Below are 15870 nucleotides of genomic sequence, written 5' to 3'. Positions count from 1 at the left end.
GTAGCCGTTTTGAATGAAAAGCCGCCTTTAAAGATCTTCAACAATAAAGCATCAATTGAACATCAAGTGATGAATGGAAAGTCGCCCAATTATCAACGCAGTGTATTTCCAAAACTTAAGCATTAGAGCCTGATTATTATTCATGTCAAAAAACCTGTCTTATTCCACACAATCCTTATTGCATAAATTTAATGAATTTCAGTTGCCGGTCAGTTGTGATCTTGAAAACGTAAAGTCGGTTATTAATCAACCGGGCGCTTCAACCAGTGATATTATCTCGCTTACCCGGCACGACCCTGTGTTTTGTTTATACGCACAAAAACTGGCGGGAGAGCGACAAAAGAAACGGGCGGGTGAAGTCTCTGGATTAACCCATGCGTTAAGCCTGTTAGGCGTTGATGGTGTGCGCCAGCTGGTTGCCCGGTTAGCTATTCCAGAAAAACATAAGTATCCAGAGTTAAAACAAGTTCTGGCAGAAAGTGTTTTGGCATCCAGTATTGCCGCAAAATTGGCGGAACTTAAGGGCAGTCCCATTCATGAAAATGAAACCAGCGCTTTATTTTCCCGCACTACCGAATGGCTAATGTATTGGCTGCATCCTCGCAAAAGCTGGCAGTTACGACGCATGTTTTATCGACGTCCATTCAGTGCGGATCATGTCAGCGAAATATTGTTCAACTTTAAGTACAGTCATCTGCAGCAGCAGGTCGCAGAGTCATTCCACTTACCCTATTTAAATCAACGGCTGGCAAACTTTTATTTTTTTAAGGATACACGGGAGTTGCTTACTGCAGTTCGACTGCATCGACAGAAGCAATTGTTATTGGAAGACTGCTCTCGTTCATTCCGGTTAAAAATTGGTGCGCCTGAAATGTTGCCTGTGGTGGCTAATCGGTTGGCTCAGGCTGTCTGTTCACCCTGGTTGAGAAATGCCTGGGGACGATGGTTGGACATTGCCTGTATTCATACCCATAAGTCTAAAAAGAAGATTCAAAAATGCGTGTTGTCAGCTTGTCGCGAAATGATTGAGCAGGGCGTCGATTTTCAGCAGTTTTTCCCAACCAGTGCGCTGCTGAATAACGCATCGGAAACTCCGTATCAAGGCTATATGGTTAATCGAAAAAAAGTTCGAACAAAGGTGCTGTCTGCACTTAATGCCCTTGAGCTGGAAAAAGGTTCAGCAAAAAAACAATCAAAAGCAATTAAAAGCAAGCCGTTAAAAAAATCTTTGTCAGATACTTTGACAGACTCTTCGAGAGAATCTTCAGTAGAGAATTTGACTGACACTTTGAGTGAGTCTCTCGATTCAAAAAAAACGACAATGGAAGCCATTTATTTACAGTCGCAAATCAATAAAATAAGAGCCTATTGTCGACAATTAACCGACAAGCCGGAACGATTTAATAATACAAAGCAGGTTCTGCAAAAAAGTCTAACCGAACTGGTTGAGTCTACGCCCATTGAGCGTGTTGCATTTTTGGTGATTCAACCCAATGGAAAGATACTCAATTACTTATCCACGCGAGCCAAAAAATTATCGGCAGGCAGCCAAGTCGATGAGCCAGAGCTTGATCTAACCACCACTTTTAAGCAAACCCCTATATGGTATAAATTTACTCAGAAAGCTTCGTTTTTGTGTTTTGAAAAAGTAAAGCACGCCAAGTATTGGTCACAACTTCCGGACGCTATTGACAGCGATGAGCGAGTTAACCTGTTTTTATTCAACTCACTGGCTTATGGTGGTCAAGTAAGAGCTTTTTTGTATGCCGATATGGCACTTAGTCAACAATTACCATCGGAAGAGTTAATGAAGGATTTTCGACGACTCGCTCGTGCGTTAAGTGTTGCGCTAAGGTATCATCGAACACAAAAGGCACATTCCTGATTTTTGGCATAGATTTTTAATATAGACATGCAACATAGATTTTTGGTACGGACTTTCAGCATGGATTTTCAGTATCCATTTTAAAATGAATGTCTTGCCAAATGCAGAGTTTAAAATAGAACTTATCGAGTTTAATATGTTGAGCAGAAGGATAAAAAAAGCGGTTGCATCACTGAGTAAATTTATCCGGCAACCGAAACGGCGATGGCAGCAACTGCAAATTGGTGTCGGTATTTTCTTTCTTGCACTGACTACTTTTTTTGTTGCAGCCTACCTGCAGTGGCAATGGTTGTTTTATGTGGCTGTGATTATTTTTACCGTGGCGGTTCTGTTTGTGCTTCCAGCTTATCTGGCTTTATTGATTTGGCGGTTAACAGAAAAACCGGAGGATAAAAACAGTTGAATTTGTTATTAAAAATTGATGATATTTGAAATCTAGATGTCCTTTCTTAATAAATCATCAATAATTGCACAAGTCATGCACTGGTTGGATAAAATTATCCTTGAGGCATGAACCGTCGAGGCATGCAAGCGTAAGCCATGAAAAAGTCGTTTCATGCAACTGTTTTAACGTGAATAGTTGCGTGATTTAAAAGTCATATGATTTAAAAGTAGTATCATTTAAATGTTATAGCACTTAAAAATTGTGTCACTCAACAATAGGAGTTGACCGAATGAAAATATTTATTACCGGTATCAGCGGCTTAATAGGCCGTCACTTAGCAAAAACATTCAGACAATCGGGGCATACCGTATCGGGTCTAACACGCAATACTGAGCGAGCGTCAAAAGTGTTGCCCGCTTCTGTTTCTCTGGTTGACCGTTTGGACGATGCTCAGGACTATATGCCCGATGTGGTGATTAATCTGGCTGGTGCACCCATTGCTGATAAGCGCTGGAGTGATAGCCGTAAGCGCGAACTGAAAAGTTCTCGAATTAAGCTAACCGATGAACTGGTTGACTGGATGCGGCAGATGAAACAACATCCAGATGTCTTTATATCAGGATCGGCGGTTGGGTATTATGGACGACAAGGTGATAAAGACATTACCGAAACCAGCGAGCCGCACCCTGAGTTTACACATGAGCTGTGTCAGGAATGGGAACAAGCAGCATTAAAGGCAGACGATATTTGCCGAGTTTGTTTGCTGCGTACAGGATTGGTGGTCGCACCAAAAGGTGGCTTTTTAGACAAGATGAAACTGCCTTTTGCACTTGGACTTGGCGGACGCATTGGCAGTGGCCAGCAATACATGAGTTGGATCCATCTTGACGATATGGTGAGCGGAATTGAACATTTGATTCAAGACAGCACGTTAAGCGGAGCGTTTAATATGACCGCCCCAAACCCGGTTACCAATCAACATTTCAGTCAGGCTTTGGCGTCCAGCTTAAATCGTCCTGCTATTTTTCCAGCGCCGGGATTTGCACTTAAGTTACTGCTTGGCGAAATGAGCGATCTATTATTAACCGGACAAAAAGTGTTGCCGCAACGACTGACACAATCGGGGTTTCAGTTTCAATTCCCCAATGTCGAGCCTGCTTTGGTGCAAGTGATGGATAAATAATGAAAGATAAACACGCTCTAGATGTATCCGAAGTTGTTTCAATCTATCACGATGAAATAGACGTAAGTACCAGAGTCAATAAATGATTAAAAATAATTAATGCTAAAAGCAAAGACTGTTGAAAAGCGATAGCATTTAAAAATCTGAATAGACTTTGTATCAATCTGTTTCCAGCGACTCAAGGGAGTTCGGTGATTATGATAAAGTCGATGGCTAGTTTTTACAGCTTAAGCTGAAAATTAGCGACAGAGTGTTGTTTATAAAGAGGCAATAATGAATTCAATCGATTCCAGTTACATTAAGCGTTTTTTTCAACAAGAGTCCGCCGCCGGTATTTTATTGATGGTCACGGCTCTGTTAGCCATTCTGGTGGCTAACTCTCCTCTAAATTATTGGTACGATATGCTTATGGACACACCCGTGAGCATTCAGGTTGGCGCTCTGATTATTGCTAAACCATTGTTGCTCTGGGTTAATGATGGCCTTATGGCGGTGTTCTTTTTATTCGTTGGTCTGGAATTAAAGCGCGAAATTGTTGAAGGTGAACTTTCCGATAAGCGAAATATGATCTTGCCGGGTTTAGGGGCATTAGGTGGCATGGTGGTGCCTAGTGTTATTTATATTTTATTAAATAGCCACGATAAAACTTACCTTGATGGTTGGGCCATTCCTGCCGCAACCGACATCGCTTTTGCTCTGGGTATATTAACGTTGCTTGGCGATAGAGTACCCACCAGCTTAAAGGTATTTTTAACGTCACTGGCCATTTTTGATGACGTTGGAGCGATCGTTATTATTGCTTTGTTTTATAACGATCAACTGTCGTTGATGGCGTTAGTGGTTGCTGGTATCTGCTTATTGGTATTGGCCTATTTGAATTACCGTCAGGTTATGGCAAAAAGTATGTACCTTTTTGTTGGCTTGATTATGTGGGTCGGACTATTAAAATCCGGCGTTCATGCAACGTTAGCAGGCGTAATGTTGGCTATTTTTATTCCGATTAAGTCGAAAGACAATCCTGCAGAATCACCGCTAAAAGAATTGGAACACGATTTACACTCTGCTGTTGCGTTTTTCATCTTACCGATATTTGCATTCTTTAATGCAGGGCTTAACTTAAGCGGTGTTGGACTTGAACAAATTACTCATTCTGTTCCATTGGGCATCATTTTAGGATTGGTCGTCGGTAAGCAGCTGGGTATTTTTGGCTTATGCTGGTTAGGTGTGAAACTAAAATGGGCCGAGTTACCCAAAGGTATGGACTTGGGTAGTTTGTATGGTGTTGCTGCCTTATGTGGCATCGGTTTTACCATGAGTCTATTTATTGGTTCTTTGGCGTTCGAAGAGACCGGGGTAAATCTGTTATTTGATGAACGACTGGGTATTTTAATTGGTTCAATCGTGTCTGGAATAATTGGCTTCCTGGTGTTAAATAAAACCCTATCGAAACAGTCGGGCTAATATTTTTTAACGTCGGCTATAAAAACATTACCACACAAAAAAGCCCGCAGTTAATGTGCGGGCTTTTTTGTGTATTCGCGAGACGAACCGCAGAATCGTTTTAATTGCACTTAGTAATAAGGATTCTCGCCTTCGGCGTGCTCGGTGACGTCTTTAACACCTTTACACTCGGGGATTTTTTCCATCAGTGTTTTTTCGATGCCTTCCTTCAAGGTCACATCAACCATGCCACAACCCTGACAACCGCCACCAAACAATAAGATGGCGTAGCCGTCGTCGGTAAATTCCATCAGGTTTACTTTACCGCCATGATTGGCCAGTTGCGGATTGATTTCTGACTCAAGCAGGTAGTTAAGACGATCCGCCACGGGGGCGTCATCGGACACCTTACGAACTTTTGCGTTGGGCGCTTTTAAGGTTAGCTGGCCGCCCATTTTATCGGTTTGATAATCGATTAAGGCTTCGTCCAGGTAAGGCGCCGACTCCTGATCAACATACGCCGAAAAACCTTCGTAAGGGTATTCGGTGTCGGATTCTTCCACGGCGTCTTTAGGGCAATAAGAAACCCCGCATTCGGCATGAGGGGTGCCTGGGTTAACCACAAAAACACGAATGTTGACGTCTTTATCGTCTTGTTGGCTTAGGAGTTTTGCAAAGTGCTCCTGAGCGGACTTGGTAATTTCTATCATAGTATCCAGTTGCTGCTTTAAATTCTGACTGCAATTTTAACAGATTGTGGCGTCAACACTAAACGATCTGTGACGATAAGCGCAAAACAGTTGTATTTAGCAGCAAAATTATTGCAATAGTCTTATTTTCTATGGGGTTACTTTAATGCGAAACCGGCTGGAATTTGCTATAAACGTGCTTCAGTTCAAAAAAAGCATAATGATATACAACCCTATGATAAAAAATATTAGCACCTGTCTGACCTTGATCATTTTGGTACTGGTTTCTGCTAGCTCTGCGAACGCAACGTCAAAACCAGATTTAAATTATTATTTTGGCACGCAAGCCCCGTTTGATGACACCCTGACCTTTGATCCCGATGTGCCCACACCGGAATCGGTTCTTGGTTATCAAGTGGGCGAGTGGCATGTACGGCCAGAGCAAATCGCGGAATACATGTACGCACTTGCGGCCAGTTCCAAGCGGGTCTGGGTGGAAGAGATTGGTCGAAGCTGGGAACAGCGTCCGCTGTTATTGGTGTCTTTTTCCAGCAAAGGCAATATTGCAAAGCTACCGGCCATTCAACAGCAACAAGTGAACATTAAACAGCGCAGTAAACAGGCGCCTGCAGTGGTCTGGATGGGCTATAGCGTTCATGGCAATGAAGCCAGTGGCAGTAATGCGGCGGTATTACTGGCGTATTATTTAGCGGCGGCGCAGGGGCAGCAGGTGCAGCAGTTTCTAGACGATACTGTGGTTCTTCTCGATCCCATGATTAATCCGGATGGCTTAGCCCGATTCGCCAGTTGGGTTAATTCGCGTAAAAGCGCACAGCTGATTTCGGATTCCAATGATATTGAGCACAACGAAGTATGGCCCCAAGGTCGCACCAATCATTACTGGTTTGACTTAAATCGCGACTGGTTGTTAGCGCAACATCCCGAGTCTCGAGCACGACTGGAGCAGTTTCACCAGTGGAAACCGTTGGTGCTTACCGATTTTCACGAAATGGGCACCAACAGCAGTTACTTTTTTCAGCCGGGTGTACCGAGTCGGCAAAATCCCATCACCCCTCAGAAAAATTTTGATCTAACCGCAAAGATTGCCGAGTATCACGGCAAAGCGCTCGATACCATTGGCAGCAGTTATTACAGCAAAGAAGGCTTTGATGATTTTTATTACGGCAAAGGCTCAACCTATCCCGATGTTAACGGCTCCATAGGCATTTTATTTGAGCAGGCCAGTGCCAGAGGGCATGCGCAAGATTCGGTCAATGGAGTGTTAACATTTCCATTTGCCGTTCGTAATCAGCTCACCGCATCTTTTTCCACTTTAAAGGCGGTTCACGAACAAAAAGCAGCGCTGCAGGCTTACCAAAAAGAATTTTATTCGTCGGCAGAAGAGCTGGCCGATGATCATAAAATAAAAGCCTATGTGTATGACGCCGCTGGCGATAAAACCAAACTGCGGGAATTTAATAAATTACTGGCGCAACATAAAATTGAGTTTCATGCATTGGCAAGGGATCTTAACGTTGATGGTAAACAGTTTAAAAAGAGCAATGCGTATATTGTTCCAACCCAGCAACCACAATTTCGTTTGATCCGCAGTTTTTTTGAAACTCAAACCTCGTTTAAAGACAATACATTTTATGATGTGTCGAGCTGGACTTTGGCGTTATCGTTTAATTTAAATTTTTCTGGCCTCGACAGTGGTGACTTTTCAAGTCGTATGTTGGGTAAACCGGGCGATCAGGAAAAACAGCAACCAGTTTTCGTGTTGGATGAAAAAACCATCGCTTTGACTATTGACTGGCATGACTTTAATGCAGCAACACTGACCACCCGACTGATGAAAGCCGGCGTACGCTTAAAAGTAGCCACCAAAAGCAGTCGAATGAAAACCTTAAGCGGAGAGCAAACTATTGCACCCGGCTCGGTAATTTTACCGCTGGGTATTCAGGATATTGCCCGTGAAGAGCTGGCGTATTTAATCGGCGACAGTAATAAAGACTTATCGGTAGCGGTTCAACAAATCACCTCTGGATTAGCCACACAAGGGATTGATTTAGGCAGCCCATCCATAAAGTCATTGATTCAACCAAAACCACTGCTGGTAATCGGCTCGGGCGTTTCTTCTTACGATGCCGGAGAAGTTTGGCATCTGCTGGATCAACGTTTGGAAATCCCTCTGGTTAAAATCACCCAGTCGCAATTATCGTCGATACCTCTGCACGACTATACCCATATTATTTTGGTTAACGGTCGTTATGGGTTTTCAGACAAGACCAATCAAAAAATTGAAGACTGGATCGATCAGGGCGGTCAGCTGGTTGTCAATCGAACCGCTGGTCGCTGGTTGGCCAAGCAGTCCTGGTCGCCGATTGAAAAGGTCGATGATGAAGAGATTATTACCAGTGATATGAGCTACGCGGAACGCGACGATTATTTGTCGGAAAAAGTAATTGGCGGCGCTATCTTTAATACTCGTGTGGATGTTACTCATCCTCTGGGCTTTGGACTGACTGACGAAAACTTACCGGTGTTTCGGCGTGGCACAGACGTATACCGTTCGAAACAAAATCCGTTTTCAACCATATCACGCTACACCGACTCGCCACTTATTTCTGGTTACGCATCAAAAGAAAATCAGGAAAAAATAGCCGGAACCCCAGCCATTGTTGCTGTGCGAAAGGGGCGCGGCGGTGTTATCTATTACGCGAATAATATGAACTTTAGAGCATTCTGGTGGGGCACCAGTAAATTGTTTAGTAACAGTTTGTATTTTCCCTACGCGTATTATTCATCCTATAAGTAGATAGTTTGTAAGTGATACTGTGTTAAAAAAAGGTTCTCCGTTAAAAAAGAGACCCTACTAAAAAAATTGACGAGAAACTAACATGAAAAAATGTCTGATCAGTTTATGCAGTTTGTTAATGGTTTTGCCAGCATTTGGCGAAACCATTAGCCGCTTCACCCAATCCATGTCGGCTAAGCCTGGCTTTTTTGATCTTTACTACGATGCAAAAAAAGCAGCGGTGTATCTTGATGTGGATAAGGTAGATGAAGAATTTATTTTAATGCACAGTTTGCCTTATGGACTCGGATCGAACGACATTGGTCTCGATCGCGGGCGTCAGGGCGGCAGCCAGCTGGTTTTTTTCCGTCGTGTGGGTGATAAACTTTTTTTAGTAGAAAAAAATACCCAGTATCGGGCCAACAGTGATAATGCCGCCGAGCGACAATCGGTTCGCGAAGCATTTGCCGAATCGGTGTTAGCCAGTTTTGATGTGGTGGCGTCCGATAAGGATTCTTACCTGATTTTAATTAACGATTATTTATTGTCCGAGCACATGGGCATAGCTGATCGAATCCAGCAGGTTAATCAGGGCAGTTTTCAGTTAAACAAATCCTTATCCAGTATTGATGAGTCGGTGATTAAATCGTTTCCTGACAATACAGAGTTGCAGTCAATTTTAACCTTTAGTGGAAAAAAGGCCGGCAACCATTTGCGACAGGTGAGTCCAAGCGCATCGTCTTTCACCTTACGCCAGCGCGTTTCGATGGTGGCATTACCGGACGATAATTATAAGCCTCGTGTGTTTCATCCCTATTCAGGTTTCTGGTCGTTCAGTTATCACGATTATGCCGCCGGTTTAACCGAGTCGATGACGCAGCGATTTATACCGCGGCATCGTTTAACTAAGAAAAATCCAGCGGCGGAAAAAAGTGAGGCGATAGAGCCCATTGTATATTATGTGGATCGCGGCGCTCCGGAACAGGTGCGTAATGCATTATTGGATGGCGCCCGCTGGTGGAATCAGGCTTTTGAAGCCGCCGGTTACATAGATGCGTTTCAGGTAAAGGTATTGCCCGAAAATGTCGATCCCATGGATGTTCGTTATAACGTGATCCAGTGGGTGCATCGGGCAACGCGAGGTTGGTCATACGGTGCCGGTGTCACCGATCCCAGAACCGGAGAAATCATTAAAGGTCATGTGACATTGGGATCACTTCGTGTCCGTCAGGATCTGTTGATTGCCCGTGGTGTTACCGCGCCTTTTGACAACGAGCCGGATTTAACAAGGCAGCAACAAATGGCGTTAGCGCGAATACGACAATTATCGGCGCACGAAGTGGGGCACACGCTGGGTATCGCTCATAACTTTGCCGCCAGCGCCGATGGCCGCGCTTCGGTAATGGACTATCCACATCCGTTGTTTCAAATCGAAGACAACAAAATAGTGATGAGCAATGCTTACGATACCGGCATTGGTGAGTGGGATAAACAGGTGGTTAAGTACGGTTACGGCGATGCTGTTCAAAATAATTCAGATGATGTTGATATTAACAGTGATGACCAAACAGCAATCGAGAAGGATTTTTTAAACAGCATAATTGCCGAGTCGAAACAGAAAGAGCTGAGTTATATCAGCGATCCCGATGCCCGTCCGGCATCCGGTCTGCATGCTACGGCGCACCTTTGGGATAATGGTGCCGACGCCGCAAAAGCACTGACGCATATTATGTCCATACGCGAACTGGCGCTGGCAAATTTTAATCAGCAAGTGATCGCCGATGGCGTGCCTTTTTCCCAACTGGAAGAAGTGTTGGTGCCGGTGTATAACCTGCACCGGTTTCAGGTGGAAGCGGCGGTTAAGTTAATTGCAGGGCGTCACTATCAGTATGCGGTAAAAGGTGAAGATGAATTTATTCAGAAAACAGTGGATAAACAGAGTCAACAGGCCGCACTGGATGCTTTACTAAAAACATTGACGCCCGAATTTTTGGCGCTGGATCAACGTATTGTTAATTTGATCCCGCCCAAGGCATACGGTTATTCAAAAAGCCGCGAAAGCTTTAATGGCAAAACAGGGTTGTCGCTCGATCCCTTATCCATTGCAGAAGCGAGTGCCAATCACACATTAAGCTTGTTGTTAAATAAAGAGCGCTTAACGCGACTGGCACAGCAATCGAAGGACAATCAGTTAACCGCAGGCTCTGTATTACGTGCGATAAGCAGTCAGTTAGTGGATACCGACTATCAACAACAGGACGCGTTTCAAATAAATATGCGTGTACTGCATGCTTACATAACGCAGTTGATTAAACTTTATAACTTAAAGTCGTTGCCGATTGAGTCTTTATCGTCGGTGGTGACAGAGCTTGATTATCTGCAGCACTGGACCAAAAAACGACTTGGGCGTGCCCGTAAGTCCGATGACAGTTATGGCTATTACAAAAGCTTACAGTCGTTGTTAAACACTCGTGAAGAATCCTTTGAAGGTGAACGACCTTCGGTGGCATTACCGCCGGGTTCACCAATTGGTAATAACTAAAAAATATTCTTATTTGAGTTTATGGCAAACCAATCGCTTTTTTTAAAAGCGATTGGTTAAACATGCAAAATAAAAACAGCAATATCAACGCTTATGTAATAAAGCGACGCTAAATTTGACTCAGCTAGTGATAAACAGGTTATAGAACAGCTTGTAGAATTATTATCGAACAATGAATGCCCAAAGAGTCAACTTTGAATAATAAATGACTGATCGGTGAATAGTCATTGTTCAGAGATAAAAAGCTAGAGACAAAAAGCTAGAGACCAAAGTCATACACATCAGGTGTAAGGAATAACTGAATTTATGAATCAAAAAGAAGACAATGAGAACCGCCGGGACAATCGTCAAGCGTCTAAGGGAGGGAGTTCCGAAGTTCAAACGGAGCAGACCTCAAACGATCATTCTTCTAATCAGCAAGGTTCTAACGAATCGTTAATGCAAACGCAACAAGCGTCGACTAATCAATCCTCCTCGTTGGATCAAAGCGGGCAAATGCCAGAGCAGGAAAAGCCCCCCGCCAAACAGTCCGTTACCCAGATGACCGAGTCGGTTTTTCTCGCCGCAAAAGCAAAAAATTATTTTCAGATTAGCGGCATTATTTCATTTGCGATTATTTTTCTGATGGCAACCATAGGTACGGTGGTGTTATTTGTTTCGCTACTGACCTTGCCGCCCTGGTGGTTGATTGTGATTGAAGTGTTGTTATTAGCTTGGCTGGCTTACTTTATGATTTCTGTTTATCCAACGAAAAAATATCAGCGCACAAAATGGCGTTTTGATGAGCAGGGACTTTATATACAGCAGGGGATCTGGTGGCGAAAACAATACGCTGTACCGCGATCACGTGTGCAACATATCGACGTTACCCAGGGGCCATTACAACGTAACTACAACATTGCTCAGCTTATTTTGCATACCGCAGGCACCATGAATGCATCGGTGTCTTTAACCGGCCTTAGCCACGAAAAAGCCGTAGAAATTCGCGACGAATTACTGATTCAGGAAAAATATGACGCAGTATAAGGACACGGATATGAGCAATGCGGTGAATACGGAAAAACGGCTACACCCCATGTCGTGGCTGTTTATTATCATCGAATTTATCAAACACTTTTTTGTACCCTTGCTGGTTGCGTTTTTTGCTGGCGGTGGTGACAGTTATGAAACCTTGGCTGCAGTATTTGTGATCCCCGGTGTGTTATTTGCGATCATTCAATACTGGGTGTATCGCTACACATTGGCCGAGAATGAAGTGATGATCCGTGAAGGCGTGTTAATTAAAAATGTTCGACACGTTAAGTACGAGCGCATTCAAAATCTTAATCTAACCCGCAATCCATTACATCGATTGTTTGGTGTGGCACAGCTTGAGCTGGAGTCGGCCAGTGGCGGTAAACCGGAAGCGGTTATGCGCGTGGTATCGCTAACCGCCGTAGAAGAAATCAAACAAAAAGTATTGCAGGCGAAAGCCGCTGTGCATCACGACGATGAAGAAACCGACGAAGCAAGTGATTCGGCAGACCAGCGTCCACCGTTACTGACCATTCCTTTATCAGAGTTAATAAAAGCCGGGGTTATTTCCAATAAAGGCATGCTGGTGGTGGCGTTTGCATTTGGTTTACTGGCACAAACTCGCGCACTGGATAAGTTTTTTGATTGGCTTGAAGTATCCATGGGCGGCTGGTTTGAGGGTATCAATTTTAATATGGATCATCCGCTCAGCATTGCCACTATGGTTGTGCTGGGCATTATTGCCTTTTTTATCTTTATCCGATTGTTATCGATTATTTTTATGGTGTTCACCTATTACGGCTTCGAGTTAATGCGTTCCGGCGATAAGCTTGCGGCACAATATGGTTTGTTAACCCAGTTTAACGCGACCGTACCTGAGCAACGCATCCAAATGGTGTCGGTATCGGAGAACGTATTGCATCGTTACTTTGCCCGGTCATCGGTGCGGATTGCTACGGCAGGCGGTAACGCCGCTGGTCAGCCAGGCGGTGCCCGTAAAATGCTTCGCTGGATTGCGCCGATTATTGATTCGCAACGGGTGAATGATTTTTTAGCCGCTATTCAACCAAAAGTTTCACGCAATGTTGAGCAGTGGCATTCGGTTGCTTTTCGCGGTTGGAAACGCATTGTGCGTGCTCAATCTCTGGTAGTCACAATCATAGTGGCGGTGTCCTGGTTTAAGCTTTCATTTCATGCACTGTGGTTTTCGCTGCTTATGATTTGGGTGGTTATTTACGCACGAAAAACCGTTGCCAGTATGCGTTATGGTTTTTCCGACAATGCACTTATCTATCAAAGTGGCTGGATGGTACAGCACACAACCATGGTGCCAATCAGTAAAATTCAATCCGTTGAGCTGCGCGAAAATCCGCTCGATCGTCGAACTAAAATGGCCTCGGTCGCCATAGATTTGGCCGGACTCGATATGAACCGGCACCATATTTCTATCAAATATCTTGAGCGAGATGTGGCCGAAAAGTTGATCAATACCCTGTACGATAAAGTGAGCGCCACGGTTTATCGTTGGAAGTAATTGAGTGGAAAGCGGTTGCTGTTAATCCATTCGTTATCATTTGGCGTATTGGTTTTGAATGTAAGTGCGATTCAAAAAAATATTTTAAGGATGCATTATGAATTTATTACGATTATTCATCGGGGCTTTGTTTTTTACCTGTGCAATGCTTGTGTTTGCATCCAATGATAAGGTTGATGGGTCGAATAACGATACGGCTTCTATGCAGAAACCAAGTACTGCCAATAGCGACACTTCTTTATTAAGTCTTGAATCCGCCACAGAAACCTTGCACGAAACTGTCATGGGTATCGTTAAAAACTTTATAGCTCATACGCCTTATTTAATCGCCGGGTTATTTGTACTTATTTTAACCGGCCTGTTTGCCATGCTGCTGGGTAAAGTGGTATTTAAAATGACCGGCAAAAGCAATATGCGCACATCACTGCGTGAGCTTTTAACTCGAATGACACGCATTTCGGTGTGGCTGTTTGGTTTTTTACTGGCTGCGATGGTGGTGTTTCCCGGTTTAACCCCTGCCAAAGCATTAGGTGGTTTAGGGCTTGCGTCTATCGCGATTGGTTTTGCTTTTAAAGAAATTTTTGAAAACTTTTTTGCCGGTATTTTATTGTTGTGGAAATACCCGTTTGAAACCGGTGACTTTATTGAATGTGAAAGCATTGTCGGTAAAGTTGAAGATGTGTCGGTAAGAATGACGCAAATTCGAAAAACCAATGGCGAATTGGTGTTAGTCCCCAATTCATTTTTATTTAAAAATCCGGTGTATGTGTTAACCGAACAAGATGAACGTCGAATGACATTAATGACCGGCGTCGCTTACGGTGAAGACGCCAATGCCGCGCTTCCTGTTATTGAAAAAGCCGTAGATGCCTGTGAATCAGTCAACAGTGATCAACCGATTCAGGTGTTTTTGCACGGTTTTGGTGACAGCAGTATTGATATTGAAGTCACCTGGTGGACCGAAGCAACACCCGTAGGGCAACGACGTTCACGCAGCGAAGTAGTCGGTGCCATCAAACAGGCTCTGGATGATGCCGGAATTGAAATTCCATTCCCATACCGTACATTAACGTTTAAAGAACCGTTAATGGTTAAGCAGTCGGCAGAGGGGTGAGTTTTGGGTGTTCTGCAGATTTTTGCACTTCCGAAAACTTATCAAAAAATTTACAGTCGCGGTGGATGAATTCAACACGAGATTTGGCATATTGAATAATATTTTATTACTATTATTTTTGGGAGTTAACTTAAAGCTGACAGCAAATATCCCTGTTGTATATACTGCGCTAGATGAAAAATTACGAACTAATGTTGTAAAATCTTTTCAATTTAGTTCAAAAGGTGCTGTAGATTATAGCGAACTGTGTGACAGCAATAACTTATTAGAGCAGTATTATTGTGTAGTTAAAAAAGAGACGTTAGCGTCTAATGAGAAAATCGTGTTGTTAGAAAATCTTGGTGATAAAGGAGTTTACTCCGCGTATCTTTCTCTTGCAGAGTATTACTTCAACTTAGAGGGGCGAGTAAATTCAAAAAAAGCTGTTAGTTATTATAGAAAACTATCTGATAAAGGTGATGTATATTCTATAAAGAAATTGGCTTTATTTTATTTCGAAGGTGAGATTGTTGAAAAAGACTTAAATAAGTCTAAACGATTGCTTCAACAGATACTATCGTATGATGACGGAGCAGTCAGCTATAATCTATCTGTAATTAGTGAACAGCTTGGTAATATTGGAAAGCAAAAGCATTATTTATTGAAATCTGTATCTCATGGTCACCCGCAAGCACGAAGGAATCTTTTCTCGATATATATGGATAATGGGATGGGGAGAGAAGCTATCAAGTTATTTGATAAAGTTAAAGAAAAATCATTGGAGGATTGTTACTTTTTAGGAATGGCTTATCTTAATGGAGACGGTGGTATAGAAATTGACTACCGAAAAGCAAAGGAGTTTTTATTAAAGGCTGCTAAAGGAGGAGTTGAAAAATCTTATCGTCCACTGGCTTTTGTTTATGTTAAAACCATGAAGACTAACAATGATTTTGAAATTGCTGAGCATTATTATATTAAAGATGCATGTTTAGGAGGTTTTGATTCATTAATCGATTTACTAGAGTTGTACAGGGTTGTGTCTAAAGTTGATGGGTTTGAGTATTTAGAGAAAAAAATATTTGATATTAAGAATAGTGGTAAAGACGGTTTGTCGTGTTTTTCTAATTAAAGTGAATAAGTGATGGGTGATGCGATAAACACCTCCCTACTAACGGCGTCATAATGCGCCATACTTAGTTTTGGAACTTAAGTGATCAGAGAGGTATTCATCATGAATAATATTAAACTAGTTTCTATTGATTTAGCAAAGAACGTATTCCAAGTTTGTGGTATTAATCAGGCAGGTAA

The 15870-nt window shown here is 43.0% G+C and carries 11 protein-coding genes; 10 read left to right on the top strand and 1 reads right to left on the bottom strand.

The annotated features are described in order from the left end of the window. The first annotated feature begins 142 nt into the window (after window positions 1-142). The 4 genes from C8D97_RS12555 (at window position 143) to nhaA (ending at window position 4914) form a co-directional block, all read left to right on the top strand. The gene (locus C8D97_RS12555; protein WP_109764138.1) at window positions 143-1885 is read left to right on the top strand and encodes an HDOD domain-containing protein; all 1743 of its coding nucleotides are present in this window, start codon (window positions 143-145) and stop codon (window positions 1883-1885) included. Window positions 1886-2021: 136 nt separating this feature from the next. Then, entirely contained in the window at window positions 2022-2288 is a 267-nt protein-coding gene (locus C8D97_RS12550; protein WP_146196144.1) for a hypothetical protein, read from the top strand. Window positions 2289-2559: 271 nt separating this feature from the next. Continuing rightward, window positions 2560-3453, top strand: coding sequence for a TIGR01777 family oxidoreductase (locus tag C8D97_RS12545; protein ID WP_109764136.1), 894 nt, complete (start codon window positions 2560-2562; stop codon window positions 3451-3453). 273 nt (window positions 3454-3726) lie between these two features. After that, window positions 3727-4914: a Na+/H+ antiporter NhaA gene (gene nhaA, locus C8D97_RS12540; protein ID WP_109764135.1), complete on the top strand. Its 1188-nt coding sequence runs from the start codon at window positions 3727-3729 to the stop codon at window positions 4912-4914. A 110-nt stretch (window positions 4915-5024) separates the two neighbouring features. Here nhaA and nfuA read toward each other — a convergent pair whose 3' ends face one another. Then, the gene (gene nfuA, locus C8D97_RS12535) at window positions 5025-5603 is read right to left on the bottom strand and encodes a Fe-S biogenesis protein NfuA (RefSeq protein ID WP_109764134.1); all 579 of its coding nucleotides are present in this window, start codon (window positions 5601-5603) and stop codon (window positions 5025-5027) included. Between the two features lie 214 nt (window positions 5604-5817). Between nfuA and C8D97_RS12530 the strand changes: the two genes are divergently transcribed. The 6 genes from C8D97_RS12530 (at window position 5818) to C8D97_RS12505 (ending at window position 15691) form a co-directional block, all read left to right on the top strand. Continuing rightward, on the top strand, window positions 5818-8400 hold the full coding sequence (locus C8D97_RS12530; protein WP_170115245.1) for a M14 family metallopeptidase: 2583 nt from the start codon (window positions 5818-5820) through the stop codon (window positions 8398-8400). A gap of 82 nt (window positions 8401-8482) precedes the next feature. Then, the gene (locus C8D97_RS12525) at window positions 8483-10921 is read left to right on the top strand and encodes a zinc-dependent metalloprotease (protein WP_109764132.1); all 2439 of its coding nucleotides are present in this window, start codon (window positions 8483-8485) and stop codon (window positions 10919-10921) included. A gap of 306 nt (window positions 10922-11227) precedes the next feature. After that, the gene (locus C8D97_RS12520; RefSeq protein WP_109764131.1) at window positions 11228-11947 is read left to right on the top strand and encodes a PH domain-containing protein; all 720 of its coding nucleotides are present in this window, start codon (window positions 11228-11230) and stop codon (window positions 11945-11947) included. Further along, window positions 11934-13469, top strand: a complete 1536-nt coding sequence (locus C8D97_RS12515; protein ID WP_109764130.1) for a PH domain-containing protein — start codon at window positions 11934-11936, stop codon at window positions 13467-13469. Before C8D97_RS12520 ends, C8D97_RS12515 begins: the two co-directional genes overlap by 14 nt. A gap of 97 nt (window positions 13470-13566) precedes the next feature. Further along, on the top strand, window positions 13567-14583 hold the full coding sequence (locus tag C8D97_RS12510) for a mechanosensitive ion channel family protein (RefSeq protein WP_210204938.1): 1017 nt from the start codon (window positions 13567-13569) through the stop codon (window positions 14581-14583). Window positions 14584-14674: 91 nt separating this feature from the next. Beyond that, a complete protein-coding gene (locus C8D97_RS12505; RefSeq protein ID WP_170115244.1) occupies window positions 14675-15691 on the top strand; it encodes a tetratricopeptide repeat protein in 1017 nt (338 codons plus the stop codon). Window positions 15692-15870: the final 179 nt, after the last annotated feature.

Origin of the sequence: Pleionea mediterranea (assembly GCF_003148745.1) — a bacterium.
Taxonomy (GTDB): domain Bacteria; phylum Pseudomonadota; class Gammaproteobacteria; order Enterobacterales; family Kangiellaceae; genus Pleionea; species Pleionea mediterranea.
Note: the sequence above shows the minus strand (reverse complement) of the source record. Positions and strands in the feature narration are given on the sequence as shown.